This window comes from Faecalibacterium sp. OF04-11AC (assembly GCF_003460645.1).
In the GTDB taxonomy this organism is placed as follows: Bacteria; Bacillota; Clostridia; order Oscillospirales; family Ruminococcaceae; genus Faecalibacterium; species Faecalibacterium prausnitzii_I.
Genome location: NZ_QTVP01000022.1, coordinates 14,960 through 41,318, shown reverse-complemented (window position 1 = coordinate 41,318; position 26,359 = coordinate 14,960). Strand labels below are relative to the sequence as shown.

23 protein-coding genes, 1 pseudogene and 1 other annotated feature are annotated in these 26,359 nt (G+C 60.0%); of the genes and pseudogenes, 10 read left to right on the top strand and 14 right to left on the bottom strand.

Annotated elements, in window-relative coordinates; genetic code table 11:
• Nucleotides 1-143 precede the first annotated feature (143 nt).
• From DXA70_RS10285 to glgB, 11 genes are all read right to left on the bottom strand, one after another.
• Nucleotides 144-1,877 carry a class I adenylate-forming enzyme family protein gene (locus DXA70_RS10285; RefSeq protein ID WP_128118417.1) on the bottom strand — a complete coding sequence of 578 codons (1,734 nt, stop codon included), beginning with the start codon at nucleotides 1,875-1,877 and terminating at the stop codon, nucleotides 144-146.
• 147 nt (nucleotides 1,878-2,024) lie between these two features.
• Nucleotides 2,025-2,963 carry an ATP-binding cassette domain-containing protein gene (locus tag DXA70_RS10280; protein WP_128118416.1) on the bottom strand — a complete coding sequence of 313 codons (939 nt, stop codon included), beginning with the start codon at nucleotides 2,961-2,963 and terminating at the stop codon, nucleotides 2,025-2,027.
• Nucleotide 2,964: 1 nt separating this feature from the next.
• Nucleotides 2,965-4,017: an ABC transporter ATP-binding protein gene (locus tag DXA70_RS10275; RefSeq protein ID WP_022256692.1), complete on the bottom strand. Its 1,053-nt coding sequence runs from the start codon at nucleotides 4,015-4,017 to the stop codon at nucleotides 2,965-2,967.
• 16 nt (nucleotides 4,018-4,033) lie between these two features.
• Nucleotides 4,034-5,065 (bottom strand): ABC transporter permease, encoded by a 1,032-nt coding sequence (locus DXA70_RS10270; protein WP_112148620.1) that lies wholly within the window; start codon nucleotides 5,063-5,065, stop codon nucleotides 4,034-4,036.
• Nucleotides 5,065-6,006 carry an ABC transporter permease gene (locus tag DXA70_RS10265; protein WP_128118415.1) on the bottom strand — a complete coding sequence of 314 codons (942 nt, stop codon included), beginning with the start codon at nucleotides 6,004-6,006 and terminating at the stop codon, nucleotides 5,065-5,067. The genes DXA70_RS10270 and DXA70_RS10265 overlap by 1 nt, the downstream gene beginning before the upstream one ends.
• 210 nt (nucleotides 6,007-6,216) lie before the next feature.
• On the bottom strand, nucleotides 6,217-6,534 hold the full coding sequence (locus tag DXA70_RS14580) for a hypothetical protein (protein WP_243001303.1): 318 nt from the start codon (nucleotides 6,532-6,534) through the stop codon (nucleotides 6,217-6,219).
• On the bottom strand, nucleotides 6,489-6,941 hold the full coding sequence (locus DXA70_RS14575) for an ABC transporter substrate-binding protein (RefSeq protein ID WP_243001302.1): 453 nt from the start codon (nucleotides 6,939-6,941) through the stop codon (nucleotides 6,489-6,491). The genes DXA70_RS14580 and DXA70_RS14575 overlap by 46 nt, the downstream gene beginning before the upstream one ends.
• A 41-nt stretch (nucleotides 6,942-6,982) precedes the next feature.
• Entirely contained in the window at nucleotides 6,983-8,251 is a 1,269-nt protein-coding gene (locus tag DXA70_RS14570) for an ABC transporter substrate-binding protein (protein ID WP_243001301.1), read from the bottom strand.
• A gap of 248 nt (nucleotides 8,252-8,499) precedes the next feature.
• The gene (locus DXA70_RS10255) at nucleotides 8,500-9,783 is read right to left on the bottom strand and encodes a 4Fe-4S dicluster domain-containing protein (RefSeq protein ID WP_128118414.1); all 1,284 of its coding nucleotides are present in this window, start codon (nucleotides 9,781-9,783) and stop codon (nucleotides 8,500-8,502) included.
• 7 nt (nucleotides 9,784-9,790) lie between these two features.
• The gene (tig, locus tag DXA70_RS10250; RefSeq protein WP_128118413.1) at nucleotides 9,791-10,774 is read right to left on the bottom strand and encodes a trigger factor; all 984 of its coding nucleotides are present in this window, start codon (nucleotides 10,772-10,774) and stop codon (nucleotides 9,791-9,793) included.
• Nucleotides 10,775-11,041: 267 nt separating this feature from the next.
• Nucleotides 11,042-12,994, bottom strand: a complete 1,953-nt coding sequence (gene glgB, locus DXA70_RS10245) for a 1,4-alpha-glucan branching protein GlgB (protein ID WP_128118412.1) — start codon at nucleotides 12,992-12,994, stop codon at nucleotides 11,042-11,044.
• A 106-nt stretch (nucleotides 12,995-13,100) separates the two neighbouring features.
• Here glgB and DXA70_RS10240 point away from each other — a divergent pair, with 106 nt between their 5' ends.
• From DXA70_RS10240 to DXA70_RS10230, 3 genes are all read left to right on the top strand, one after another.
• Complete coding sequence (locus tag DXA70_RS10240; protein ID WP_199522879.1) at nucleotides 13,101-14,459, top strand: alpha-amylase family glycosyl hydrolase; 1,359 nt, start codon at nucleotides 13,101-13,103, stop codon at nucleotides 14,457-14,459.
• 58 nt (nucleotides 14,460-14,517) lie between these two features.
• Nucleotides 14,518-15,036, top strand: coding sequence for a transcription repressor NadR (locus DXA70_RS10235; protein ID WP_022256684.1), 519 nt, complete (start codon nucleotides 14,518-14,520; stop codon nucleotides 15,034-15,036).
• Between the two features lie 97 nt (nucleotides 15,037-15,133).
• On the top strand, nucleotides 15,134-15,676 hold the full coding sequence (locus DXA70_RS10230) for a TetR/AcrR family transcriptional regulator (RefSeq protein WP_022256683.1): 543 nt from the start codon (nucleotides 15,134-15,136) through the stop codon (nucleotides 15,674-15,676).
• A 71-nt stretch (nucleotides 15,677-15,747) separates the two neighbouring features.
• Here the strand turns inward: DXA70_RS10230 and asnB are convergent.
• A pseudogene (asnB, locus tag DXA70_RS10225) lies at nucleotides 15,748-17,321 on the bottom strand (asparagine synthase B).
• 73 nt (nucleotides 17,322-17,394) lie between these two features.
• Nucleotides 17,395-17,658: a binding site (T-box leader), on the bottom strand.
• Nucleotides 17,633-18,157 (bottom strand): transcriptional repressor, encoded by a 525-nt coding sequence (locus tag DXA70_RS10220; protein WP_128118410.1) that lies wholly within the window; start codon nucleotides 18,155-18,157, stop codon nucleotides 17,633-17,635. It overlaps the preceding feature by 26 nt.
• A 323-nt stretch (nucleotides 18,158-18,480) precedes the next feature.
• On the opposite strand from DXA70_RS10220, the gene DXA70_RS10215 reads away from it, so the two are divergent.
• Entirely contained in the window at nucleotides 18,481-19,140 is a 660-nt protein-coding gene (locus DXA70_RS10215; RefSeq protein WP_128118409.1) for a GntR family transcriptional regulator, read from the top strand.
• A 66-nt stretch (nucleotides 19,141-19,206) separates the two neighbouring features.
• Here the strand turns inward: DXA70_RS10215 and DXA70_RS10210 are convergent, their stop codons facing one another.
• Nucleotides 19,207-20,343: an aldo/keto reductase gene (locus DXA70_RS10210; protein ID WP_128118419.1), complete on the bottom strand. Its 1,137-nt coding sequence runs from the start codon at nucleotides 20,341-20,343 to the stop codon at nucleotides 19,207-19,209.
• 135 nt (nucleotides 20,344-20,478) lie between these two features.
• Between DXA70_RS10210 and DXA70_RS14565 the strand changes: the two genes are divergently transcribed.
• The 6 genes from DXA70_RS14565 to DXA70_RS15495 all read left to right on the top strand — a co-directional run bounded on the left by DXA70_RS14565 (nucleotide 20,479) and on the right by DXA70_RS15495 (nucleotide 26,349).
• Nucleotides 20,479-20,829 carry a tRNA-dihydrouridine synthase gene (locus DXA70_RS14565; RefSeq protein WP_243001300.1) on the top strand — a complete coding sequence of 117 codons (351 nt, stop codon included), beginning with the start codon at nucleotides 20,479-20,481 and terminating at the stop codon, nucleotides 20,827-20,829.
• Nucleotides 20,721-21,494, top strand: a complete 774-nt coding sequence (locus DXA70_RS10205) for a tRNA-dihydrouridine synthase (RefSeq protein ID WP_243001306.1) — start codon at nucleotides 20,721-20,723, stop codon at nucleotides 21,492-21,494. The genes DXA70_RS14565 and DXA70_RS10205 overlap by 109 nt, the downstream gene beginning before the upstream one ends.
• Before the next feature lie 18 nt (nucleotides 21,495-21,512).
• Nucleotides 21,513-23,897 carry a YfhO family protein gene (locus DXA70_RS10200; protein WP_128118408.1) on the top strand — a complete coding sequence of 795 codons (2,385 nt, stop codon included), beginning with the start codon at nucleotides 21,513-21,515 and terminating at the stop codon, nucleotides 23,895-23,897.
• A 145-nt stretch (nucleotides 23,898-24,042) separates the two neighbouring features.
• Complete coding sequence (locus DXA70_RS10195; protein ID WP_022256676.1) at nucleotides 24,043-24,237, top strand: DUF3873 family protein; 195 nt, start codon at nucleotides 24,043-24,045, stop codon at nucleotides 24,235-24,237.
• A gap of 364 nt (nucleotides 24,238-24,601) precedes the next feature.
• Nucleotides 24,602-25,204 (top strand): hypothetical protein, encoded by a 603-nt coding sequence (locus DXA70_RS14560; RefSeq protein ID WP_243001299.1) that lies wholly within the window; start codon nucleotides 24,602-24,604, stop codon nucleotides 25,202-25,204.
• Nucleotides 25,093-26,349 carry an HD domain-containing protein gene (locus tag DXA70_RS15495; RefSeq protein ID WP_347553545.1) on the top strand — a complete coding sequence of 419 codons (1,257 nt, stop codon included), beginning with the start codon at nucleotides 25,093-25,095 and terminating at the stop codon, nucleotides 26,347-26,349. The genes DXA70_RS14560 and DXA70_RS15495 overlap by 112 nt, the downstream gene beginning before the upstream one ends.
• The last annotated feature ends 10 nt before the right edge of the window (nucleotides 26,350-26,359 follow it).

Sequence of the window (26,359 nt, the reverse complement as noted above, 5' to 3'; positions counted from 1 at the left end):
CCTTGGCAGTCTCAGCAAAGGCGGGGACGCCCAGCAGTCTCAGCAAAGGCGGGGACGCCCAGCGAGAACACCAGAGCGGCTGCCAGCAGCAGGCTGACAAATTTCTTTTTCACGGTGTGGTTCCTTCTTTCCCATCAAAAATCTCAGTAATCGCGGGGAGTGATCTCCTCTTCCAGCTTGCGATAGTCTACCTTGCCCACCGGGGTCATGGGGAGCTCCGGCACAAACTTGTAGGCCACAGGCTGGACGTATTCGGGCAGCTCCTCCTCGCACATCTGGCGCAGCTCTTTGATCAGCTGTTTTTTCTTGACACCAGCAGCGGCGGGGGTGAGCACGATGTACACGAATGGCAGGCGGCCCTGCACATGGTCCTGATCGGCACAGCCCACAACGGAGCACTGGTGCACGGCGGGGTGCTGGCTGACCACGTTTTCGATCATGGAGGGGAAGACTTTGAAGCCGTCGTGCCGGATGATGAGCCGCTTGATGCGGGAATCCAGGTAGACGAAGCCGTCCTCGTCGATATAGCCGATATCGCCGGTGTGGACCCAGACGCGGCCATCCGGGTGCTTGTGCAGGATCATGGCCGTTTCGTCGGGTTTGTTGTAGTAGCCTTTCATGGTGGCGGGGCCGCTGATGCACAGCTCGCCGCGCTGACCAATGGGCAGCTCTTTGTCCGTGCCTGGCTCAAACGCCGAGACGAGGGTGTTGACCATGGGAATGCCCACACTGCCGGGCTTGTTGTTCTTACCGGCGGCCACAGTGGCGGCCGAGGCAACTTCCGTCATGCCATAGCCCTTGGCCATGGGGTACTCCACGTTGTGGGAGGCCAGGAATTCGTTGACCGTCTTCTCCGCGCCCAGCGAAATGGCGTCGCCGCCAGCCGCGTAGTTGTGAATGAACGAGAGGTCTTTTTTCTGAACTTTCGGGTCGGCGGCCAGCTGCTGGTAGTGGGCGGGCACACCGAACATGATCTCGGGCTTGTACTTGAGCACCAGGCTGCCCAGCTTGGCAGGGTCCAGGTTGGGGATGATGATCACCGTCAGGCCCAGCACCAGCGGCAGGTGCACGCCGCAGGCATAGCCGTAGGCGATGAACGGGGGCATAATGTTCATCAGCTTCTGCCCTTTCTGGAACAGGGTGTCATAGGCAGAGAACTGCTGTGCAATGGCGTTGAAGCTGTTGTCTGTCAGCATGACGCCCTTGGGCGAGCCCGTGGTGCCGCCGGTGTGGACCACCACGCAGGCGTGGTCCGGGGAGTAAGGCTCCGCGGCGGTGCTCTGGCCCTCGCCGCCCTCCAGGAACTGCTTCCAGTGCAGAACGTTGGATTTGTACTTGTTCTTATCGGGGCTGGTCATCTTGTAGCCGACGCTGAGCGGGAACGGCAGGGAGTCGGCCGGGGAGAGGACGATCACACGCTCCACATGGGTGCGCTTGGCGGCCTGACGGCAGCGCTCGTACACCACGTTCAGGCAGATGAGCAGGTGGGAGTCCACTTCCTCAATGTAATCGCGGATGCCCTCGACGCTGTAGCGGGGATCCACCAGGTTCAGGGTGGCACCAATGAGGTCGGCAGCGTAGAACGCGTAGATGACCTCCGGGGTCATCACGCTGACCACTGTGATGATATCGCCCTTTTTGACGCCGACACCGCGGAGCGCGGCTGCCGTCTTTTTCACATTGACGATGAAGTCCGCATAGGTGAACTTGCGGCCGTAATAATTCAGGGCCGCCTCGCCCAGGCGGTTCTTGTTCTGCTGGCAGACGTAATCAAATGCCGAGCAGGTGGGCAGGGTCTGGTCAATATACTTCTGTGCGTAATATTTCAGCCAGGGACGCGCCGTAGACGCGTAGAGAACATTTTCCGGTGTAGTCATTGAATCATCCATTTCCTTTTATCTTTTCTCGCCCTCACACCAGGGCAGCAGAACGGGATGGGAATCCATCCTGACTATTGTAGTTGAGCAGCCCGGAAAAGTCAATAAACAGAGCGTGTGAAATGTAGCAAAGAAAGCGCGGGACGTTTACATTTCACTCAGCCACTGCTTAGCTTCGGCTTCGCTGCAGAGCACAAAGTGGTTGGGGCGCAGCTCCCGCCACTGAGGCGCTTCCTTGCTGTAATCGTGCATGGAGGGGTCGTACACCAGCAGATGCTTGTTCCGCTCCCGGCGGGGGCTGGGCATGGGGATGGCTGAGAGCAGGCTGCGGGTGTAGGGGTGGATGGCGTGGGTCACCAGCTCCTCAGCATCGGCCAGCTCCACGATGTCGCCCTTGTGGATGACGGCGATGCGGTCCGAGATGTACCGCATCACGGACAGGTCGTGAGCGATGAAGAGGTAGGTGATGTTCCGCTCTTTCTGGATATGGCGCAGCAGGTTGAGCACCTGAGCGCGGATGGACATGTCCAGCGCGGAGATGGGCTCATCGGCAATGATGAACTCCGGCTCCACGATGAGGGCGCGGGCAATGCCGATGCGCTGGCGCTGGCCGCCCGAGAACTCATGGGGGAAACGGGAGGCAAACTCCGGCAGCAGGCCCACGTCCAGCAGGGCCTGACGCACTTTGGCTTCCCGCTCGGCAGCGGAGAGGTCGGGCCGGACGTTCATCAGGCCCTCGCCCACGATGTAGCTGACCTTTGCGCGCTCGTTCAGGGAGGACTGGGGATCCTGGAAGATCATCTGAATCTCCTTGATGATCTGTTTGTCCAGCGCGTGGGAGATCTTGCCGTTGATCTTCTGGCCCTTGTAGAGGATCTCGCCGCCCGAGGTGGGCAGGATGCGCATGATGGCGCGGCCAATGGTCGTCTTGCCGGAACCGGACTCGCCCACCAGGCCAAAGGTCTCGCCTTTATAAATGATGAAGTTGGCGTTGCTCACGGCCTTGTAAGCCTTGCGGCCGGAGCCATAAGTCACCTCAAGGTTCTTGACCTCCACCAGAACTTCGCGCTTTTGTTCTTCTGCCATATCACATGCCCTCCTCTTTCAGCATCTGCACAGCCGCCGGCGGGTCAATCTTGGGGGCCCGGGGGTCCAGCAGCCAGGTCTTGGCCTTGTGGGTGAGGCTGACATTGAAATACGGCGGACGCTTGACGAAGTCGATCTTGAGCGCCTGCGGGTTGCGGGGCGCGAAAGCGTCGCCGTGAATTTCGGTAAACAGGTTGGGGGGCGTGCCCTGAATGTTGAACAAGTCTTCGCCCTTGATGCCCATCTGGGGCATACTGGACAGCAGGGCCCAGGTGTAGGGGTGGCGGGGGTCGTAGTAAATTTCGTCCGAGGTGCCGATCTCCACGATGTCGCCGGCATACATGACGGCCACCCGGTCCGCGATATTGGCCACAACGCCCAGGTCGTGGGTGATGAGGATGATGGTCAGGTTGTACTTTACCCGCATCTCTTTCAGCAGCTCCAGGATCTGTGCCTGGATGGTCACGTCCAGTGCCGTGGTGGGCTCGTCGCAGATCAGGATCTGCGGGTTGCAGGCTACCGCAATGGCAATGACCACGCGCTGGCGCATACCGCCGGAGAACTCATGCGGGTACTGGTCAAAACGCTTCTCGGCGTCGGTGATGCCCACATCCCGCAGGTATTCCAACGTTTTCTCTTTGGCGGCCTTGCCCTTGAGGCCCTGATGCAGCTCCACGGCCTCCATGATCTGGTCGCCGATGGTCTTCAGGGGGTTGAGGCTGGTCATGGGGTCCTGCATGATCATGGCGATCTCGTGGCCGCGGACCTTGAGCCAGTCTTTTTCTTTGGTCAGCTCGGAGAGGCGGATGGGCTTGCCGTCGTCGGCACCGTAGTAATCAATGGTGCCGCTGGAAATGGAGCCGTTGGCGTCCAGCAGGCCCATGAACGATTTGGTGAACACGCTCTTGCCGGAGCCGGACTCGCCCACGATGGCGAGGACTTCGCCGTGGTAGACGTCCAGGTCGATGCCGCGGATGGCATGGAGGACTTTTCCACGGAGGTTGAATTTGATGTTGAGATCTTTGACCGAGAGGATCAGCTGATTTTTTTGCATCGTCTGTCCCTCCTTTTTATTGCAGATGGTTCTTCGGGTCGGCAGCGTCCGAGAAGGCGTTGCCGATCAGATAGAACGCGATGGTGACAAAGCTGAGGATGATGGTGGGGTAGAGCAGCTGGTAGCGCAGGCCTGCCTGCATCATCACCTTGCGGCCATCGTTGATGAGGTTGCCCAGGGAGGGCGTCTCCACCGAGAGGCCCAGGCCGATGTAGGTGATGAACACCTCACTGCCGATGGCGGCGGGGATGGTCAAAGCCATCCGCAGCATGATGACGCTGACCAGATAGGGCAGCAGGTTGCGCAGCACGATCCGGCTGGTGGGGGTGCCGATGCAGCGGGAGGCCACATTGTAATCCCGGTCGCGGATGATGAGGATCTGGTTACGGATAAAGCGCGCCATCTCGATCCAGCCCGTGATGGACATGCCCAGGATCAGCGTTTTGATGCTGGGGGAAGCCACATAGGAGATCAGGATCAGGATGATGGTGGAGGGAACGTTATCGCAGATGTTGTACAGCTCGGTAAAGAAGAAATCCAGCTGGCGGACATAGCCCCACAGCACACCGGCGGTGATGCCTACCACGGCCTCGATGAGGGCCACGAAGAACGCGATGATCAGACTGGTGCGGGCACCGGCCCAGATGCGGGCCCACAGATCCTGGCCGATGGCGTTGGAGCCCCAGATAAAGCCCATCTCACCGGGGGCAATGTTGCGGTACTGCACGCCGGTGGCAGGATCCACCTCGCAGAGGTTGGGGTCTACCTGGCCGGGCAGGTGGGGCTGGAAGAAGGCAAACGCCACTACGGCGATGAGGGCCACCAGCAGGACCACGGCCAGCTTGTTCTTAAAGAACGCGCGGAACGTGCTGCCCCAGTAGCTGTAGTTGGAGTAGCCCGTGGCTTCGGCCTGCTCGGAACGGAACCCGGCGGGGGTGAACAGCTCGTCTTCCGGCAGCTTGGCCCAGGCAGCGGGACCGTCTTTCTGCAGTTTGTTCAGCTGGGCTTCCAGCTTCTTTGCTTTTTCGTCTTTGATGCGGAACAGCATTATCGGCCACCTTCTTTCTTGCCAAGGCTGATGCGGGGATCAATGAGCACCATGAGCAGGTCGCCCAGGATCAGGCCGATGATGCCCACACAGGCGTACAGCAGCACGATGCCCTGCACCATGGTGTTGTCATGGCGCTGCACACAGGTGACCAGCAGGCCGCCCATGCCGGGAATGCTGTACAGGCTCTCGATGTAGATGGAGCCGACGACGGTGTTCAGGAACGCGGAGGGAATGTACTGCACCAGCGGGACCATGGCGTTGCGGAAGATATGCTTCAGCGCGATCTTATTCTCGCTCACGCCCTTGGCGCGTGCCAGGCGGACGTAGTCCTTGTTGCTCTCGTCCACCATGTAGCGGCGGAGCCACATGGCGTAGAACGCAATGTTGCCCAGGCTCATGGAACAGACCGGCAGCACCCAGTATTTCCAGTTGGAGGCGTCAAACAGCAGGCCCACGCCCAGTGCCGTGGTGCCATACATCTGGATGTACAGGTAGTACACGGCGCTGGGCACTGCCTGGATGAGCACGATGATGGCGGTGCCGATCTTATCCGGCCAGCGGGATTTAAAACGCCCCATGAACATGCCCATGGGGATGCCGATGACAAGGCTCAGCAGCATGGCGTATACACCCATCTGCACCGAGATGGGCAGCTTCTTGGCCAGGATGCCGGTGACGGAAGCGTTGACCTTATAAATATGGCTCACGCCCAGGTCGCCATGCAGGGCATCTTTCCAGAAACGGACGATCTGCACCGGGAGCGGGTCCAGCAGGCCCATGGACTGCAGGCCGGCCTGGATCTGTACCTCGGTCATTTTTTCATAGTTCGCAAAATAGCCCTCCACCGGCATCAGCCGCAGAAGACAGAACACGAGCGTGACGATGATGAACAGTGTCAAAATCGAGCGCCCGACACGTTTCGCCAGATATTTGAGCATATCTGCGCGCACCCCTCTCTCTTTGTTTTGTAATAACGGATAGGAATAGAATACAACAAAAAACTACTTTTGGAAAGTGATTTGCCCATTTTTGTTGAAAAATTAATCAGAAAGGGCGATAAAAAAGACCCTGTACGGCCAAAACCATACAGGGCTTTTGAAAATATTACAAGATGGTCAGTTCAAAATGAAATTTGCTTCATGTAAAATTCAGCGGGCGTCGCGGTTGGCCTCGTACTCGGCCATGGAAACGTAGTGATCCAGCACATGGATGCCCTTGAGGCGCTTGTTGGAGAAGCCGGTGGAAGCGTACTGGCCCTCCCAGTAGTTCAGGCGGGTAGCCAGATAATTGGGCACGCTCATGCCCATGGGAACGACCAGAGCGTTGTTGATGAGGGAAGCCTCGGCGTTGGCAAAGGCGTCATAGCGGGCGTCGATGTCCTCGGTGATGGCGGTGGCCTCCTCAATGGCGTTCATGTAGTTCAGCACGGCATCAGCAGTCTCGCCGGTAATGTAGCCATCCTCCACGCCGGTGCGCAGGAATGCGTAGCGGCTGCCGCGGTCGCCCTCGGCTGATAGAACGGGTCGGACTCGGTCTGGGGGTCAGAGTAGTCGGCACCCCAGTTGCACAGCAGGAAGCAGAACTTGCCGTTGCGGCGGACGGTGGACAGGAAGCCGTCGGACGGGCCGGCGGTGATGATGATGTCGATGAAGTTGAAGCCGTCGTTCAGCACGCTCTCCAGCTGCTGCTTGAGCACCTGGCACTGCTTGTCCCAGTCCACAGAGGAGGGGTTGTAGGGCAGCTGCACCTTGATGGGGAACGTCGCACCGGCCGCGGTCAGCTCCTCCACGGCGGCATCGCGGTACTCCTTGGCCTTGGCCTCGTCAAAGAACTCGGTGATGTTGGCCAGGTCGCCGCACTGCAGGTAATCCACGCCCTCGCTGTTGGCGCAGAAGCTGGGCGGAGTAACGGTGTTCAGCTTATAGTTCTCGTAGCCTCGGGAGCCTTGACAGCCAGCGTGACGGCGTTGTTGATGCCGTACAGGAATGCTTTGCGGAAGTTGGTGCTGTTGATCGCCTTGGCCCAGTTCTCGGGTTCGTACTCTGCATCCAGGCCGTCCACGGTGGCGTTGGAGAAATTGTGGGGCAGCGGGCAGAAGTTGAACATGTAGAAGTAGGTGTAGTTGGTGTTGGGACGATCCATGGAGACCATGTCCTTGGTGGTATCGTCGGCCAGCCAGCTGTCCAGGATGTCGGAGCCGATGGTAGCCTCGTCGATCTCGCCGCGCTTGATCATCTCGGGGCCGTTGACGCTGGCCTCAGCGTTGTAGATGCGGCTGATCGTCTCGATGAAGACGTTGTCGGCGTCGTAGTTCTCCGGATTCTTCTTCATGATCCAGGTCTCCAGAGACTCGTACTCAGCCAGGTAGTAAGCGCCGCAGCTGTAGGTGGTCTCTGCACTGGTGGCGAACTGGTCACCGACCTCTTCCAGCAGGGGGCCGTAAGCGGGCTCATAGGGCAGGTAGCACAGCAGGCTCAGGAAGCCAGGGAAATCGTAGGTCAGGGTGTAGGTCAGGGTGTGCTCATCCACAGCGTGGACGCCCACGTCCTCAAAATCAACGGGAGCGTAGGTGGTGGTGCCGTCCGGGCCTGCCACGGTGACCACGCCGGAAGCATCCACGGTGTAGGTGGTGCCGTCATCGTCCACGATGCCGCCGTTGGCGTTGGCCAGGTAGACGTAGTAGTTGTAGTAATCGTCAGCGCCTGCAATGTAGGAGGTGACGAGGTCCACGTTGGAGGAAGCGTAGTCCGGGGTCAGGACGTACTTCAGGGCGTCCACAAAGTCCTGCGCGGTCACGGGAGCAACGACTTCGCCGTTGCAGTCCACCCAGTTCTCGTCACGCAGGTGGAACGTCCAGGTCAGGGTGTCCACATCCCAGTCCCAGTTGGTGGCCAGGCCCTCTTTCATCACACCCTTGTTGTCGTACTCCACCAGGGTGTCCACGCAGTTGGCACCCACCTGCATCTCCAGGTCGGAAGCGGTGGTCAGGTAGTTCAGAGTGGAAGGCTGGCTGTCGTACAGGATGGTATAGCTGCTGCCGCCTGCAGAAGCCGTACCGGAAGCCGCGGAGCTGCCAGCGGAAGAACTGCCGCCGCAGCTGCTCAGCAGACCAGCTGCACAGGTGCCGACGGCTGCCAGACCGCTGGCCTTGAGGAACTGACGACGGGTGATCGAATGAGTCATGATGATTCCCTCTTTTCTTCGGTTTTGCATTTTGCGTTCGTGTTGTTTTGCCCGCTGTTTCCCAGCAGCGGGGGAGGTGCCGCCAACTGCCCCGCGGGCAGCCTATGAAAAAAGAGCAACGGAAATACATCCGTTACTCCTTTGTAACAGTCCTCCGGCCACACAGGTGGTTAGCCAAAGTATAGCATTGATTGGCTCCGGCGTCAATTGTTTTTTGCCGCATTGCGGCCCGTTTTGCATGCCGGCGATCAGATGCTGGCGGTGGGGGCGGCGGCCTCCGGGGCCGCTGCCGGGGCAGCAGGAACCGCGGTTTCGGCGGAAGCGGCGGCATTTTCAGCGGCCAGCTCCTGAGCCGCTGCTTTGGCGGACTCCTCCGCGGCGGTTTTGGCTGCTTCCTCGGCAGCGCGCTTGGCCTCCCGCTCTGCCGCGCGCTCCTTGGCGCGGGCGGCGGCCTCCTCCTGCCGCTTTTTGGTGCGGCGCTTGATCCGGCAGACCGAGCAGATGCCATCCACGGAGTCCGGTGCAATGGGCTTGCCGCAGTCGGCGCAGAGGGTCTTGGTGCACTTGTAAATGCTCACGGGGCCCAGCGTGGTCAGCTGGCGGAGCTTCATCCCGTCGATGCCGTGGTTGGAGCAGGACGCCACGCAGATGCCGCACTCCCCGCATTTCCAGGGGGTGACCACGATGCGGGTCTGGCCGTCGGGCAGGTCTTCCACCTTGAGGGCGTTGGCCCGGCAGGATTTTTCGCACTTGCCGCAGCCAAAGCACTTGTCTGTCACATTGGGCAGGTAGTAGCCGTAGCGCAGGGGTGTTTCCATGGCGGCCTTGAGCTGTTTGGCGCGCTGGTGGAGCAGCAGGCGGAAGTCCATGCCGGCGTCCTCCTCGTCCCGCAGGCCGGGCAGCTTTTGCAGCAGCTTTTTGGTGCCGGATTTGGAGCCCTCGGTCAGCTGTTCCATCATCTCCCGGCGGGACAGCTCTTTGACGTGATAAGGGGCGTCCTCCAGCTCATAGGCCAGGGTGAACCGGGCCTCGAACACGGTAGGGCCAAAGAATTCCACCAGCCGGGTGAGCTCCTTGCGCAGCTGCTCGGCGCACAGGTCGTTCTCGCACTCGCCGCAGGGGGTCAGATCCAGCACGATCTTCTTGCTCAGGGCCAGGTAGGCCAGCGCCTCCCAGGAGAGAGCCGAGATGCAGAGCCGGGTGATGGTATTTTTGCGGGTGCTCTTCTCGCACCCGATCCAGATGGTATCGTTATCGTTGTCTGCCGGGGTGGTGTCCCGCTGCACCTGCTCCGGCGAGGGGGCGATGCAGCCGCTGCGGCAGGCCGAAACACAGAGCCCGCAGTCGGTGCAGGGATCCCAGTCTTTGACAAGGTTTGGGCGGGTGAAGATCTGGTCGCCGTAGGGGCAGATGTCCTTACAGGTGGTGCAGGGCGTGCGGTGGGGGTGCAGGTTCCAGCACTGACGGCGGTTGATCTCCGGATGCGAGGTCTTCATCAGCGCATCCATGGCGTACCGGGTAAAGATGCTCATGCGCGGCTCACTCCTTTTCGGCGCTGTCGGTCACAGAGGTGACTTCGGCGTGATCCAACAGAAAACGCTGCACTTTTTTGGCGGCCAGGGCGGCGGCCACGGCGTCCTCGGTCAGCACCTTGCGGATCTCGGCCTCGGGGGTCTCCTGCAGGGCGGCCAGACGGCGGTACTCGGCGTTGACCTCCTCCGGGTGGACGACGATCTGCTCGGCCTCGGCAATGGCGCGGGCGGCCAGCATCACCCGGACCCGGCTCTCGGCCTCGTCGCGGTAGCGCTGGCGCAGGGCCTCCGGGGTGGTGTGGCTGTTCTTGCAGTGCTGTTCCACGGTCAGGCCGCTGCGGGAGAGCCGCTCGCCCAGCAGCTTCATCTCGTTGTCAGCAGTGCGGTCCAGCGTTTCGGGCGCAATGTGGACCTCGATGTTGGCCCCGGCCATTTCCAGCAGGCGCTGGCCGGCGGCGCGGTCGGCACCCTCTTCATGGATCTTCTGCTTCTGGGCCCGGATCGACTCCCGCATGGCGGCGAGAGAGTCATAACCGATGGACTTGGCAAACTCCTCCGTCAGCTCCGGGGTGTGCTTCTCGGTCACCGAGCGGAGGTTGATCTCAAACTGGGCGGTCTTGCCGGAGAGCTCCGGCACCCGGAACTCAGCGGGGTAAGTAAAATCGAAGCGGAACGTCTCCCCGGCGCGGTGGCCGTAGATGGCCTGCTCGGCGGCGGGCATCAGCTTGCCGTCACCCAGCACCACCATCACTTTTTCCATCCGGCTGTCGGGAATCTCCTTGCCGTCCATGTAGCCCGCAAAATCCAGCAGGACGCGGCAGCCGCGCTTGGCGGGCTCCTGAGTGGGGCGGTAGGTGGCGTGCATCCGGGTCTGGTGCACCATCTCGATGTCCAGTGTCTTTTCCGTCACCGGCCGGACATGGCGGGTGACGGCCAGACCCTTGTACTGGCCCAGCTTGACTTCGGGGAAATTGTACTTTTTCTTTTCCATGGTGTAATACTCTCCTTATTGAAAACCTCTCACCGCTCCATCTCGCTTTACGAGCCTGTCGCGGAGTAGCCTCCCTTTGTCGCGTATGCGACATCTCCCTCCGACCGGAGGGAGTCTTTCCGATCAGGGAAGCCATGAAAGATGAAATTTAAACTTTTTCATCTTACAGTATAACAAACCGGGGCGGGGGCTGACAAGAGTGCCCACGGGCCAGGACGCAAAATATCCCGCTGCATTTTCAGCAGACGGGATATTTTAAATGCAATATTACTTTTTGGATTTGCTTGCGGGGGCTTTTGCGGCTCGGGCGGCTTTCCGCTTCTGGTTCAGGGCCAATGCCGCGCTGGCCTGGGCGGCCTCCGGGTGGAGGGCTTCCGGGCTCAGGCGGAACAGGCGGCTGCCCATGGCGGGCAGGTCGATGGCCAGCGTGTAGTCCCGGCCGTAGACGCCGCCGTCGGTGGTGTGGAATGTTTTCGTGCGGGACTTGTCCGCGCCGCCCCAGACGGAGGCCTCGGTGTTCAGCAGTTCTTCGGCCCCACAGGGAAACTTGAGGTAGAGCGGGAACTTTTTGTGGGCGGTGTTCTGGGTGTTCATCACACAGAGCAGGTTCTGTCCGGCTCCCTTGCGCAGCCAGGCGTACACGCCCTCGGCGCGGCTCTCACAGGCCACCCACTCAAAGCAGTCCGGGTTGTACTCCCCGTCGTAGAGGGCGGGCTCGGTGGCATACAGGCGGGAGACGGCGGCGAAGAATTTCTGGAAGCTGTCGTGGAACGGGTACTTGAGCAGGTCCCAGTCCAGCGGGCGCTTTTCGTCCCACTCCCGGAAATGTGCCATCTCGTTGCCCATAAAGTTGAGCTTTTTGCCCGGATGGGTATACATATAAAGATACAGGGTGCGCAACTGGGCGCATTTTTCCTCGTAGGTGCCCCAGAGCTTATCAATGATGGTCTTCTTGCCGTGGACGACTTCGTCGTGGCTGAGGGCCAGCAGGTACAGCTCATTGTAGAAATACTGCATACTGAACGTCAGCTTGTGGTAGGCGTCCGGCCGCTCCCCGAACGGGGTGGCAAAGTAATCCAGCGTGTCGTGCATCCAGCCCATGTCCCACTTGTAATCAAAGCCGATGCCGTCGTACCGGGTGGGGGCGGTCACTTTGAGGAAGTTGGTGGAGTCCTCGGCGGTGTAGATGCCGGTGGGCCAGCGCTCGTTCAGGCCGTGGTTGAGCCCCCGCAGGAAGTTGAGGGCCCCCTCGTTCACGCCCCGGTTGGGGTCACCCTGCCAGTAGATGGCCCGGGAGATGGCGTCCATCCGGATGCCGTCGCAGTGGTAGACATCCATCCAGAGGGCGGCGGCGCTGTTCAAAAAGCTGCGGATCTCGCCCCGGTAGTAGTTGAAATTGCAGGTGCCCCACTCGCTGTGGCCCACGTCGCTGTCGTACTCGTAGAGATAGGTGCCGTCGAAGCGGGCCAGAGCGTCGGCGTTGGCCGCAAAGTGGACGGGAACAAAATCCATAATGACGCCAATGCCCATCCGGTGGCAGGCGTTGACGAACGAGGCAAACTGAGCCGGGCTGCCGTACCGGCTGGTGACGGAGAAATACCCGGTGGTCTGGTAGCCCCAGCTGCCGTCAAAGGGATGCTCGGCCAGGGGCAGCAGCTCCACATGGGTGAAGTGGTGGTCCAGCAGCCAGGGAATCAGCTCCCGGGCCAGCTCCTCGTAATCGTACCAGCCGTCAGAGCCATCGGGCTTTGTGGCGTTGGGTTTCTGTTTCCAGCTGCCCGCGTGGAGCTCGTAGATATTCAGGGGCAGGTTGCGGCATTTGTCCCGCCGCTCCATCCAGGCATTGTCGTCAAAGCGGAAGTCCAGCCTTGCCAGGCGGCTGGCGGTGCCGGGGCGCAGCTCGGTGGAAAAGGCGTAGGGGTCGGAGTGGAGCACGACGCTGCCGTCCGCCCCGTGGACCCGGTATTTGTAGAGGTCGCCCTCGGCAAGGCCCGCAATGAAGCCGCTCCACAGGCCGGTGTCGGCTTTTTCCATGGGCACGCCGGGGCCCCAGCCATCAAAGCCGCCGCAGATCTCCACGGCGGTGGCACCGGGGGCCCAGACGTTGAACCGCCAGCCCTCTTCCCCATGGGGGCCTTGGGCCGGGTGCGCGCCGAGGATGCGGTAAGCGTCAAAGCATTCGCCAACAAAAAAGCTCTGGGGGAGGGAGGGATACATCATGCAAAAGACTCCTTACATTTGATATTTTGAAAACGAAGCATTTTGTGCTATACTGAAGCTGCTGTATGCAGCATGATTTACGAATAAGAGGAGCGGTTGATTGACAATGGCTTGGTATGACAACGCGGTATTTTATCACATTTACCCTCTGGGGCTCTGCGGCTGTGCCCACGAAAACGACGGCCAGCCCACCCCCGGCGCTTTTGAAAAGCTGAACGCCTGGGCAGAACACGCGGCACGGATCGGCTGCACGGCCATTTATATCGGCCCGCTGTTTGAGAGCGGTTCCCATGGCTACGATACCATTGATTACCGCCGGGTGGACCGCCGCCTTGGCACCAACGAGGAATTTAAGGAATTTGTGGCCGGCTGCCACGCCCGGGGCCAGAAAGTCATCGTGGACGGTGTGTTCAACCATGTGGGCCGGGATTTCTTCGCGTTCCAGGACCTGAAAGCCAACCGGGAGAACGCCCGGTATAAAGACTGGTTCTGTGATGTGAATTTCTGGGGCAACAACGAGTACAACGATGGTTTTTCCTACGGCAACTGGGGCGGCTTCAACCTGCTGGTCAAGCTGAACCAGCGCAACCCCGAGGTGCAGAATTACCACTTTGACACCATCCGCTTCTGGGTGGATGAATTTGACATCGACGGCATCCGGCTGGACGCGGCCGATGTGCTGGACTTTGACTTCATGAAAGGCCTGCGCCGCCTGGCCAACGAGGTCAAGCCCGAGTTCTGGCTGATGGGAGAGGTCATCCACGGCGATTACAGCCGCTGGGCCAACCCCGAGATGCTCCACTCCGTGACCAACTACGAGCTGCACAAGGGGCTGTGGAGCGGCCACAACGACCACAACTATTTTGAGATCGCCCACACCATGCGCCGCCTGCAGGGCCTGTGCCATGATACAAAGCTCTATCTCTTCTCGGATAACCACGATGTGGAGCGCCTGCCCAACAAGCTGCGCAACAAAGAGCATATCCGCCACATTGCCATTCTAGTATATACGCTCTGGGGCATTCCGTCCATCTATTATGGCTCGGAATTTGGCATTGAGGGCAAAAAAGAGTGGGGAAGCGACTGGCCGCTCCGCCCCTGCCTGAATCTGGACGACTACAAGGACGCCGAGAAGACGAATTTCGTCACCAGTGTCTATGCAAAGCTGGGCAAACTCCATGCGGAATACCCGGAACTGAGCAGCGGGGAATTCAAAGAGCTCAGCCTGACCACCCAGGGCTACGCTTACGCCCGGGTGAAAGACGGCGAGGCCATCGTGGCCGTGATGAACAACGGTGACACCCCGGTGCAGATGGAATTCCAGCTGCCCGTGGAGGCCTCCGGTTACGAGGACCTGATGGAAGACACCGTGGGCGGGCAGAAGCTGCTGGCCGAGGTGGGCTGGGGCCGGATGAAAGTCCAGGTGCCCTCCAACTACGCGGCCCTGCTGCGGCTGAAACACTGAGCTTGCGCCGGGGCACGGCTTCTGCTATGATAAGAGAGAAGTGAAAGGGGAGAGTGGGATGAACGCTGCACAGCGGAGGGAAAGGATACTGACACGGCTGACGGGTGCCAGCGAGCCCATGAGCGCCAGCCTGCTGGCCGGGGAACTGGGGGTCTCCCGCCAGATCGTGGTGGGGGACGTGGCCCTGCTGCGGGCGGCCGGGGCCCAGATCGACGCCACGCCCCGGGGCTACCAGCTCCACCCGGCGGCCAAAGGCTACACGGGCATCCTGGCCTGTGTCCACCGCACGGCCGAGGAGATGCGCGCCGAGCTGTACACCGTGGTGGACCAGGGCGGCGTGGTGGTGGATGTGGCCGTGGAGAACCCGCTGTACGGCGAGCTGCGCGGCAACCTGAACCTTGCCAGCCGCTACGATGTGGACCTGTTCCTCCGGCAGGCGGCGGATACGCCGGAGTGCCTGCTGAGCCGGATGACCGGCGGCGTGCACCTGCACACCCTCCACTGCCCGGACGAAGCAAGCTTCCGCCGCGTCAAGGCTGCTCTGGCTGAAAAGGGGCTGCTGTACCAGAAAGAGTAACCCCAATTTTATTCTAAAAAAAGACCAACCCCTTGTCCATCGACGAAAGACGAAAAGGGTTGGATAATCAACCAAACGTGGAAAGAGGTGGTTTATTTTGGATATCCGCGTTGCCAGAACGGACCGTGCCATTGAAAAGGCATTTATGGAGCTGCGGGCCAAAAATCCGCTGGAAAAAATCAAGATCAAGGATCTGTGCGCACTGGCCTGCATCAACAAATCCACATTCTATGCCCACTATGAGGACATCTACGCCCTCTCCAGCGGGCTGGAGACCAAAGTCATCGGCAACATCCTTGCCTGTGTGACCGACTTTGGGCCGAACCGCCCGCTGGACCACACCGAGGAACTGACCCAGGGGCTGTTCCGCGCCTTTGTGCAGAACCAGCGCGCCGTCAACATCCTCTTCTCGGGCAGCCGCCAGGGCGTGTTTGCCAACAGCATCGAGCAGGGCCTGCGCAAGCGGGTGGCGGAGCTGGACCCCACGTTCACGGCGGATCCCCGCCGCGGCATCGTCCTCTCGTTCTGCGTGCAGGGGTGCTTCTACGCCTTTACCAACAACAGCGGCCGGATGGACGAGGCCAAGCTCGTGGCCCTGCTGGCCGAGATCGCCAAAGCAGCCCAGAAGATCGAGCTGTGATTTTGAGAAGAAACAAAAAAATCCGTCCGGCATTGCCGGGCGGATTTTTTGCTTTCCGTTCGTTTCCTTGATTACACGCCCGAAGCGCCGTAGTTTGCCAGCACGCGGGCAGAGGGGTCGTTGACGTTGCAGTTGGGCCATGCCTTGTTGGGCATCCAGAAGCCCACGATGGTACGGCTCTGGTCGTAGTAGTATTTCTCGAAGATCTCGCGGTAGAGCAGGCTCTCTTTCGTGAACGGCATACAGTGGGCGGAGTAGTTGGCCCGGCGGAGCTGGAATTCTTCCTCAGTGTACAGGCCCTCGGCATACTCTTTGATATCGTCCACCATGCTGTGGCCCACGGCGTCGGAGAACGCAGCCTTTTCGCGCCACAGGATCTCCGGGGGCAGCCAGTCACCCTCAAAGGCCTTGCGGAGCAGGTATTTGCCCTTGCCGTAGCTGTTCAGCTTCTTTTCGGGGTCAATGGCCATGACGTAGCGGACGAAGTCCAGGTCGCCGAACGGCACACGGGCCTCGATGCTGTTGGCGGAGATGCAGCGGTCGGCGCGGAGGACGTCATACATGTACAGCTCCCGGATGCGCTTCTGGCTCTCCTGCTGGAACGCGTCGGCGGTGGGGGCGTAATCGGTGTATTTGTAGCCGAACAGTTCATCGGAAATTTCACCCGTCAGCAGCACGCGGACGTCAGTCTGCTCGTGGATGGCCTTGCACAGCAGGTACATGCCCATGCTGGCGCGGATGGTGGTGATGTCCCAGGTGCCCAGCAGCCGGATGACTTCTTCCAGGCTGTTGATGACCATGTCCCGGTTGATGATGATCTCATGGTGCTCGCTGCCCAGATACTCTGCGGTCTGGCGGGCATATTTCAGGTCGATGGCGTCGGTGTCCATGCCGATGGCAAACGTCCGGATGGGCTTGCCCAGCTTTTTGGCCGCAATGGAGCAGACCAGCGAGGAATCGAGGCCGCCGGAGAGCAGGAAGCCCACCGGGGCATCGGCGTCCAGCCGCTTCTCCACGCCCGCAATGAGCTTTTCGCGGATGTTTTTCAGGATGGTGGGCATGTCGTCCTCCATGGGGGCCGGCACATCGGCGATGTCCTCATACCGGATAAAGCGGCCATCGCAGTAGTAGCTGCCAATGGGGAACGGGCGGATGTCGTCGCACCAGCCAATGAGGTTCTGCATCTCGGAGGCGAACGCGATCTGGTGGCTGGACTTGGAGTAGCCGTAGAACAGCGGCCGGATGCCGATGGGGTCGCGGGCCGCGATCAGACGATCCTTGCGGGAATCGTACAGAATAAGAGCAAACTCGGAGTCCATGTGGCGGAACATGTCGAGGCCATACTCATAATAGAGCGGCAGCAGGATCTCGCAGTCACAGTCGGAGGCGAATTTGTAGCCCCGGCGCTTCAGGATCTCTTTCTCGAACCGGAAGCCGTACAGCTCACCGTTGCAGACCACGCAGTCGGCCCCGCGGTAGAACGGCTGCATTCCCTCCGGCGTCAGGCCCATGATGGCAAGGCGGCCAAAGCCCATCAGCCGAAAGGCCCTTCCACCACGCGCTGATCGTCCGGGCCGCGCGTCACGGTGCGCAGCAGGTATTCTTTGAATTTGGCGGCACTCAGGTCGTGCCCCGTGTAACCCATAACACAACACATACTTCTTACCCCTCTGAAACAAATCAAAATAAACAAAAAATACGGCAGCAATCATCCCATTTGCTAGGACGAATGCTGCCGTATCCGTGGTGCCACCTAAATTACCGGCGCACAGGGGCGCCAGTCACTTTTGTGCGCTCTCCCCGTTGAAAGCACTGCCGCGATAACGAGCGGCGTACGTCTGCCCCTACTACGCGCCCGAGGCGGGTTCAGGGGGAAGCTCACGGGGGTTCGTTCAGGTCCGGCTCTCTGCGCGGCTTGCACCTGCCCGCGCTCTCTGGAAGAGGGCCGCGTGGACCTTACTTTTCCCGGTCAACGCTTTTTCTTGACCGAATTGTATCACGCTTTTCTGCCGTGTCAATCGGGTATTCACAATTTTTTTCGGTTTGTGCAGGGTGAACGGTTTCGGCTTCCTTTGCGGCGCAGCTGCGGCACAAACCGTACAAAACGCTGCCCTCGCACTGCAGGGTAAAGCCGTGCTCCGCCATCAGGTGGCCCCGCACTTCATCCATGAAATGGCAGTCCAGGTGGTAGATGCGGCCGCACCGCACGCATTTCAGGTGCAGGTGCTCCCGGCAGTGGCGGCCCTCGTCCACATACTGGAACACGGCTTTTTCGCCCTTGTCCGCCACGTATTTCATCACCCGCTGCTCCCCGGCCAGTTTATCCAGATAGCGGTAGACCGTGGTGGGGTTGGGGGCCGCGCCCTGCTCTTCCAGGTGGGCCAGAATGTTGGACGCGCTGACTGCGTGCTGGCGGTTATTGATGAGATAATCCAGGATGAGCTGGCGTGTTTTGGTGTTGTAGCCGTCGCTTCGTGCCATGCAAAAACCTTCTTTCTACCGGGTAGTGTACCACAATTTACACATGGATGCAAAACAAGAGCGCGAAACTGGTGACAAGCACAAAAACATTTGTCAAAATGCTCAAAACAGAGACAATATATCTGGTTGAAACGGAAAACGCACCAAAGTTTTGCGAAAAGTCTTGTAATAAATGATACCTTGTGTGATAATAAGAAGACCAGATTCGTTGGATTGTTTCAGGGATACAACCTGCCGTACCCAGAGCGCTGCTTCCTGTTGGAACGTTGTGGGTGGGCGGGGTATTTTTGCTTGAAAGATCCCCGGAGATATAGGAGAAGAAGATGAAAGAGATGGAATCCCAGGCAAAGCTGAGCTTGAAACTTCAGGCGTACCAGTACCTGAAAACCAAAATCCTGAACTGCGAGTACCGTCCCAACGAGTTTCTCAACGAGCAGAAGCTCTGCGCCGAGATGGGCAACATCAGCCGCACCCCCATGCGGGACGCACTGGGCCGGCTGGAGCAGGAGGGCCTCATCACCATCCTGCCCAAAAAGGGCCTGATGGTGTCCGGTATCACCGAAGAAGACGTGCACAGTATGTTTGAGATGCGTCTGCTGGTGGAGCCCTACGCCCTGCGTACTTATGGCAGCGAGATCCCGCAGGAGGAGCTGGCCGCGTTTACCGAGTTGATGCATAATCCGGACCGCATCGACGATTTCTGCAAATCGGACGATGATTTCCATGAACTGCTCATGAGCACCCTGCCCAATAAATACCTGCGCTCCGCCTACGACCGGATCACCGGCCTGAACACCCGTTTCCGCATCATGACCGGCAAGGTGAGCATGATCAACCGGGAGCAGACCTGTGAAGAGCACCTGGAGATCCTGGATGCCGCCACCCGGGGCGATTGGAACACCGCCGCCGATGCCCTCCAGAAGCATCTGGAGATCGCCCGCGACAAAGCCGAGGGCGTCATCAAGGTCATCCGGCTGTGGTAACTGGAAGCAAGCAAAAAAGGACGCCTGACGGCATAAGTCAGGCGTCCTTTTCGTATGGGGCAAAAATCAGAGCGCGTCCAGCTCTTGCTGCAGCTGGGCCAGCGAGGCGCGGATGGGCAGTTTCTGGGGGCAGACGCCCTCACACTTGCCGCAGCGCGCGCAGTGGCTGGCTTTTTCGGCGTCCGGGAAGTGGGCCGCCCACTGCTTTTTGATGGCGTCTTTCTGGCCGAACATGGAAAGTTTGTTCCAGATGCTGAAGTTGTCCGGGATGTCCACGCCCATGGGGCAGGGCATACAGTAGCGGCAGCCCGTGCAGCCGATCTTGATCCGGCTGTGCAGGATGGCAGCGGTCTTTTCCACGGTCTGCGCTTCTTCGGGGGAAAGCGGCTCAAAATGCTCAAACGTTTTGAGATTATCTTCCAGCTGGTCTTCGGCGCTCATGCCGGAAAGGATGACATGGACATTCTGGTGGCTGCCCACCCAGCGCAGTGCCCAGGAAGCGGCGCTGGCCTCCGGGCGCAGGGCCTTGAGGGGGGCTTCGGCGTCCGGGGGCAGGGTGGCCAGGGTGCCGCCCTTGATGGGCTCCATGATGATGAGGGGGACGCCCAGTTCCTCGGTCAGCTGGTAGCCGCGGTCGCCGGAGATCTCCTCGGCGCGGTCGTCGGTGTCCAGATAATTATACTGGAGCTGGCAGAAATCCCAGGGCTGATCCCGCAGGATGTGCTCAAACCCCGCCGAGTTGTCGTGGCAGGAGAAGCCCAGGCTGCGGATGGTGCCGACGGCTTTCTGCTCCCAGAGCCAGTCCACGATGCCCAGGGCCTTGGCCTCGTCGTAGCGGGCCTTGTGCAGGGAGTGCATCAGGTAAAAATCAAAATAGTCCACGCCCAGCCGTTTTTGCTGGTCGGCAAAGATGCGCTTGGCCTCGTCCAGGCTCTTGCACTGCCACAGGGGCAGTTTGGTGGCCAGGTAAAAACTTTCCCGGGGCCATTTGGCAATGACCCGGCCTACAAAGGGCTCGCTCTCACCGCCGTGGTAGGGGTAGGCGGTGTCAAAGTAGTTGACGCCCGCGTCCCGGGCGGCGTTGAGCAGGGCTTCGGCCCGGGGCTCGTCGATCCTGCCCTCCGGTGTGGTGGGAAAGCGCATACACCCATAGCCCAGCAGCGAGGTGCGGACCGGGGCGTTTTTCCAGTTGCGATATTCCATAGCTCTCTTTTGCGGCGGGAATTTTGGCACGGCCCGCCGCTCCTCCTGCAGCAAGTATACCATAAGGCAAAAAAATATGATACAATAGGATGCAGCGCAACCTGCAGCAAATCAATTTGAAATACGAGGAAGACAATGGAACCTTTGAAACTTGGCAATATCACGCTGCCCCACAAGGCAGTGTTCGGCCCCATGGCGGGCTTCACGGATGCCCCCTGCCGCCGCCTGATGGCAGAGCACGGCGCGGGCTTTACCGTCAGCGAGATGGTGTCCAGCCGGGCACTGGTGTACGGCGACCACAAAACGGTCAGCCTGCTCAAGGCGGAGCCCAACGGGGCCCCTACGGCGTGCAGATCTTTGGCGAGGTGCCCGAGATCATGGGGCAGGCCGCGGCGGCCATTGAGCAGTACCAATTCGATTTCCTGGACATCAACATGGGCTGTCCGGCCCCCAAGATCGTGTCCGGCGGCGCGGGCAGCAAGCTGATGCTGGACCCGGACGTCTGCGGCAGGATCGTGGAGCAGGTGGTGCAAAACACCTCCCGCCCCGTCACGGTCAAGATGCGCAAGGGCTGGGATGCCGACCACATCACGGCCGTGGAGTGCGCCAAAGCCTGCGAGCAGGCGGGGGCGGTGCTGGTGGCTGTCCATGCCCGGACCCGGGAGCAGATGTATACCCCCGGCATCGACCTGGAGATCATCCGGCGGGTGAAAGAGGCTGTGAAGATCCCGGTGCTGGGCAACGGCGACATCCACACGGCGGAAGACGCCCTGACCATGATGCGGGAGACCGGCTGCGACGGTGTGATGATCGCCCGGGCGGCGCTGGGCGACCCCTGGCTGTTTGAGCGGGTGAACGCGGCCATCGAGGGGCTGCCCGCCCCCAAGGAGCCCAACCTGCAGGCCCGGATGAACGCCCTCCGCCGCCAGGTGGAAGAGATGGTGGAGCAGAAAGGTGAATTTGTCGCCATGCCCCAGGCCCGGGCCCAGACCATGCACTATATGAAAGGCCTGAAAGGTGCTTCGGCCCTGCGGCGGTACTGCTGCGAGCTGAGCCATCTGGAAGACATCGACACCCTCATCGAGGCCGTGTTCGACCAGCAGCGGAGAGCTGCGGATGCAGATGATAACCGGGAGATCCCGTTCCCGTAAAGAAAGAAGGCCCTTACCATGGATTCTCTCACTTCTCGCCGTCTCCGCCTGCCGGGGCGTCAGCGTGACCGCTTCTGGTTGACAGTGGGGCTGTGCGCCCTGACGGCGGCGTTGTTCTTCCTGCCGTTCTACATTCTGGACGGCGGCTTTTTCCACTATGCCGGCGATTTCAACAGCCAGCAGATCAGCTTTTACCGGTATATGAACGGCTTTGTCAAGGGGCTGGGCTACCCGGACAGCCCGCTGGCCGGGGCGGCGTCCAATACGTTCTCCTGGGCCACGGACCTGGGCAGCGGTGCCATGAACGCCTATTCGTTCTACCTGTACGGCTCGCCGTTTTTCTGGTTCTCGCTGATCTTCCCGCAGCAGTGGCTGCCCTACCTGATGGTGCCGCTGCTGGTGCTCAAGTTTGCCGTGGCGGGCGGCGGCGCGTACCGCTACCTGCGCCGCTATGTGCAGAACGCGAATTTTGCGGTGCTGGGTGCCTGCCTGTATACGTTTTCCGGCTTTTCGGTCTACAACATCTTCTTCAACCACTTTATTGACGTGGTAGCCCTCTTCCCCTGGATGCTGGCCGCGCTGGACGAAGCAATGTATGAGCACCGCCACGGGCCCTTTGCGTTCTGGGTGGCGCTCAACCTGCTCAACAACTATTTCTTCTTTGTGGGGCAGGTGCTCTTCCTGGTCATCTACTTTGTCTGCAAAGTCAGCGCCGGGGATGTGAAGCTGACGCCGAAGCTCTTTGCGCGTCTGGCGTTTGAAAGCCTGCTGGGCGTGGCGCTGGGCTTTATCCTGCTCTGGCCGGCGGTGCTCTCGGTGCTGCAGAACCCCCGCACCATCGACCTCTCCTCCGGCTGGGGCTTTTTGACCTATTCCAAGGTCCAGCAGTATCTGGCCATTCTGGTCAGCTGGATCCTGCCGCCGGATTCGCCCTATATGACCTCCATCTGGTCCGAGGGCGTCATCAAGTGGACCAGCATGTCCGCCTACCTGCCCCTGTGCAGCCTGGCCGGTGCCATGGCCTACTGGCGGGCCCGGAAAGGGGACAGCAAAAAGCGGATCGTGGCCACCTGCGCCGTGTTTGCGCTGGTGCCCGTCCTCAACAGCGCGTTCTATGCCCTCAACTCCAGCTACTATGCCCGCTGGTACTATATGCCGGTGCTCATCCTCTGCGCCATGACGGCCTGCGCGCTGGAAGCGCCGGACACCGACCTGGATGCCCCGGCCCGGGGCATTGGCTGGCTGATGGTGGCCACCCTGGCCTTTGCCGTGGTCCCGGTGCAGGACAGCGAGACGAAACAGTGGAGCCTGGGCGTTCTGCAGAACCCCGGCCAGTTCGCGGCGGTGTTCGCCTTTGGCCTGGGCGGGCTGCTGGTGTACCGCTTTCTCTGCGGGCGCTGGCAGGGGCAGAAAGTGTTTGCCCGGCGGCTGCTGGCGGCCACGCTGGCCTTTGCCTGCGCGTTCAGCGTGGTGCACATCGGCATTGGCAAGTTCGGCCAGTGGAACACCGACAGCGACCTGGTGGAGGAGTACACCAACGCCCTCAAGCTGAAAGAAGATCTCCCCGCGGGTGACTGGCGCGTTGACACCTACAAGACCCACGATAACCTGGGCCTCTGGCTGGACAAGAGCTGCCTGCAATATTTTGGCAGCACGGCAGCCCCCAGCATCCTGAGCTTTTACCCGGCACTGGGCGTCAAGCGGGACGTGCGGAGCGAGCCGGAGCTCTCCAACTACGCCCTGCGGGGGCTGCTGAGTGTGAAATATCTGCTGACCACGCGGAAACATCAGGAGGATTTCCTCGCGGAGGCCGACGAGGGCTGGAGCTACTACGACACCCGGGACGGCTACCTGCTGTATGAGAACGAGAATTACGTCCCCATGGGGTTCACCTACGATTACTACCTGACCGAGAACCAGTACGAGAACACCATCAAGACCACCCGCTCCAATCTGCTGATGCGGGCGCTGGTGCTGAAAGACGAGGATGCCGAAACCTACAGCGAGTACCTGCAACCCCTGCCCGAGGAACGGTTGAACGACCTCTACTATGACACCTATGTGGAGGACTGTGATGCCCGCCGGGCCACGGCCAGCCGGGTGTTTGAAATGACGAATTCCGGCTTCCATGCCGAGATCAACCTGACCCGGGAAAACCTTGTCTTCTTCTCCGTGCCCTATGACGATGGCTTTACGGCCTATGTCAACGGGGAGCAGGCCGACATCGTGGAAGTGGACGAGGGCCTGATGGCGGTGCTCTGTCCGGCAGGGACCAACCGCGTTGATTTTGTCTACCAGGCCGATGGCTACTCCCTGAGCCGGACTGTGACGCTGGCGGCCATCCCGGTCTTTGTAGTCTACTGTGGTTTCTGGTGGGGTCGGAAGAAACGGAAAACCGCGTAACAAAGCACAAAAAAGCTGTCAATACGCATTCTCCCACAAAATCCTGCGTTCTTTTTGGTAAAAGAGCGCATAGCCTCCGCAGCTCAAACGTGATAGAATAAGCCTGTTTGCGGCAGGCCGCGAAATACTGTGAGGAGAGTGCAACATGGAACAATGTTATCTGATGCCCGGACAGGAACGCTGTGAGAAGATCAAGGATGCAAACGGCGTGCCCAAAGTAAGCTACTCCTACCGCTCGCTGCAGGGGGCGTTTTTCCATTGCGTGAGCCGCAGTGTGGAGGAGGCCCAGAGCCGCTGCGAGGACTGGCTTGTGACCCAGGACCGCTGCTACCGCAACTGACCCACGGCAACAAAAGGATATTTTGCAAAGAGAGCTGCAGCCGCTGCACGGGCGGAAGCGGCTCTCTTTTTGTATGTGGGAGAAAAACAGCAATCCAGACAAAAAGAAAAGTGAAAATCTGGCAAAATTGTGGGCCATTGTTCCGGGTGAAAATAATATTAGATGGGGGGAATTGACAACATTTTTGATTCCGGGTATAATAAAACGCAATATTATGAAAAATTGTCAAAATTAAAAAATAACGAAGGCAAACGATTTTATCGCCGCAGAAAGGGGGCTTCCGGGAATAGACGAACGGTATACGCGGTACATTGAAAACCTGCGCCGGGTCCGTGCCCTCGCGCGCCCGGAAGCCCACGCCGGAATGAAAGCCGCCGACCTGCTGGAAGAGATCAAGCAGAACGCGGCGGAGTCCTACACGCTGATGCAGCAGAGCAATGCCATCCTGGACGAAGTGATCTTTTCCCGCCGGGCGGAAAACCTGACGGAGGAGGAAGCCGCGGGCCTTTCCGAGTTCGCGGGCAAGCTGTTCAACTACGCCAACAGCGAGGACAGCGGCATTGCCTATAAGATCCACGCCCTGCTGCTGGACTACGCCCGCCTGAAACAGGATGACCGGGCTATCATCCGGGAACTGTACTGGGCCGGCGTGACCATGCATTACATGAATGTCCGGGGCGATGATTCCAGCATCAACCTCTGGGCAAACAGGTGCGGGGATACTTCCAGGAGGGAGCCTCCTACATGGCCCGGTACGAGGGATTTGACCTGGAGACCAAGAGCTATATCATCCGGTGCCTGGGCAACAGCCGGATGGCCATGTCCCGCCACAGCCATGCCGACTGCGAAGCTTACATGGAAGTGTTCGACAAGGCCATGGGGGTCATCCGCTCGCCCTATTACCGCAAGCTGGACCCCTCCATCCCCTGGGATCAATTTGAGTATGCCATGCACATGGACCGGATGACCCTGCTGGCTTACCTGCGGGATTTTAAGGACCCGGAGATCGCGGAAAAGGTGCTGGAATCGGCGGAGTACATCCACCGGGAGCAGGCGAAGAACCAGACGGACGACGAGCGGCTGCAGAACTGGCGGCTGGGCTATTTTTACGCGGCGGCCCGTTACCACGCCGGGCGCTGCCCGGCCCGCGAGGTAGTGGACGTGCTGCTGGAGGTCATTGAAAAGGTGGACCCGAAAGACTACTCGCCCACGGGCATCAACAACAATCTGACCAGCCTCTCCTCCCTGTTTTATTATGAGGCCGCGCTTCCGCCGGAGGAAAAGCCCCAGTACGCCTGCCGGCTGGAAAAAATGTTCAGCAAGAGCGTGAGTTACCTGAACGATCTGCCTGTGAACCAGTATCCCCGTGTGGCCAGCAACGCGGTGCGGGAACTGGTGGAGATGCAGGCAGTCGCGGAGCGGCCCTACCGCAAAAACATGCTGGTGTACATGCTGGCGGCCCACAAGCCGACCTATGTCCACTCTTTGATGGTGGCCAACCTGACCTGCTTTTTTGTCCGGCGGCTGCTGTGGAAGAAGCCTGAGGCCATGGTGGGCACCATGGGGTACGACACCGTGGAAGCGGTGCAGCAGCACGGTGAAGAAATCTGCACGATGGCCTATGAGTGCGGGGTATACCACGACATCGGCAAGAGCATGGTGACCATGTATGTGGGCAACAACTCCCGCCGCCTGCTGGATGAGGAATTTGTCTGCGTGCAGTGGCACGCGGCGTTTGGCTATGAGCTGCTGTGTAAGATCGGCCACAAAGGCGACCTGGCGCTGGCGGCACTCTACCATCATACATATTATGACGGCCAGGGAGGCTACCCGAAAGATCAGCCGCCCTGCCCGAAGAACATGAAGCCCATTGTGGACGCCCTGACCGTGGCCGACTCTCTGGACGCGGCCACCGACAACATCGGGCGGTGCTACACGGCGGCAAAGCCGCTGGAAAAGCTGATCGAGGAGCTGCGGGCCCAAAAGGGCAGCCGCTACGCCCCGGCGGTGGTGGAGCTGTTCGACGACCCGGATTTCTGCACCGAGTTTCGGCGCAAACTGTACGAGTCCCGCCAGAGCGTGTATCTGGAAGTGTACCGCGAGACGATTTAACGCGCGAAAA

Coding starts and splice junctions, on each gene's coding strand:
- DXA70_RS14570 (WP_243001301.1), bottom strand. CDS start 8,251: ATGACTCATTCGATCACCCGTCGTCAGTTCCTCAAGGCCAGCGGTCTG.
- DXA70_RS14560 (WP_243001299.1), top strand. CDS start 24,602: ATGAAAGCCGCCGACCTGCTGGAAGAGATCAAGCAGAACGCGGCGGAG.
- glgB (WP_128118412.1), bottom strand. CDS start 12,994: ATGATGTATCCCTCCCTCCCCCAGAGCTTTTTTGTTGGCGAATGCTTT.
- DXA70_RS10240 (WP_199522879.1), top strand. CDS start 13,101: ATGGCTTGGTATGACAACGCGGTATTTTATCACATTTACCCTCTGGGG.
- DXA70_RS14565 (WP_243001300.1), top strand. CDS start 20,479: ATGGAACCTTTGAAACTTGGCAATATCACGCTGCCCCACAAGGCAGTG.
- DXA70_RS15495 (WP_347553545.1), top strand. CDS start 25,093: ATGGAAGTGTTCGACAAGGCCATGGGGGTCATCCGCTCGCCCTATTAC.
- DXA70_RS10200 (WP_128118408.1), top strand. CDS start 21,513: ATGGATTCTCTCACTTCTCGCCGTCTCCGCCTGCCGGGGCGTCAGCGT.
- DXA70_RS10235 (WP_022256684.1), top strand. CDS start 14,518: ATGAACGCTGCACAGCGGAGGGAAAGGATACTGACACGGCTGACGGGT.
- DXA70_RS10270 (WP_112148620.1), bottom strand. CDS start 5,065: ATGCTGTTCCGCATCAAAGACGAAAAAGCAAAGAAGCTGGAAGCCCAG.
- DXA70_RS10195 (WP_022256676.1), top strand. CDS start 24,043: ATGGAACAATGTTATCTGATGCCCGGACAGGAACGCTGTGAGAAGATC.
- DXA70_RS10210 (WP_128118419.1), bottom strand. CDS start 20,343: ATGGAATATCGCAACTGGAAAAACGCCCCGGTCCGCACCTCGCTGCTG.
- DXA70_RS10285 (WP_128118417.1), bottom strand. CDS start 1,877: ATGACTACACCGGAAAATGTTCTCTACGCGTCTACGGCGCGTCCCTGG.
- DXA70_RS10220 (WP_128118410.1), bottom strand. CDS start 18,157: ATGGCACGAAGCGACGGCTACAACACCAAAACACGCCAGCTCATCCTG.
- DXA70_RS10205 (WP_243001306.1), top strand. CDS start 20,721: ATGGGGCAGGCCGCGGCGGCCATTGAGCAGTACCAATTCGATTTCCTG.
- DXA70_RS10280 (WP_128118416.1), bottom strand. CDS start 2,963: ATGGCAGAAGAACAAAAGCGCGAAGTTCTGGTGGAGGTCAAGAACCTT.
- DXA70_RS10215 (WP_128118409.1), top strand. CDS start 18,481: ATGAAAGAGATGGAATCCCAGGCAAAGCTGAGCTTGAAACTTCAGGCG.
- DXA70_RS10265 (WP_128118415.1), bottom strand. CDS start 6,006: ATGCTCAAATATCTGGCGAAACGTGTCGGGCGCTCGATTTTGACACTG.
- DXA70_RS10275 (WP_022256692.1), bottom strand. CDS start 4,017: ATGCAAAAAAATCAGCTGATCCTCTCGGTCAAAGATCTCAACATCAAA.
- DXA70_RS10255 (WP_128118414.1), bottom strand. CDS start 9,783: ATGAGCATCTTTACCCGGTACGCCATGGATGCGCTGATGAAGACCTCG.
- tig (WP_128118413.1), bottom strand. CDS start 10,774: ATGGAAAAGAAAAAGTACAATTTCCCCGAAGTCAAGCTGGGCCAGTAC.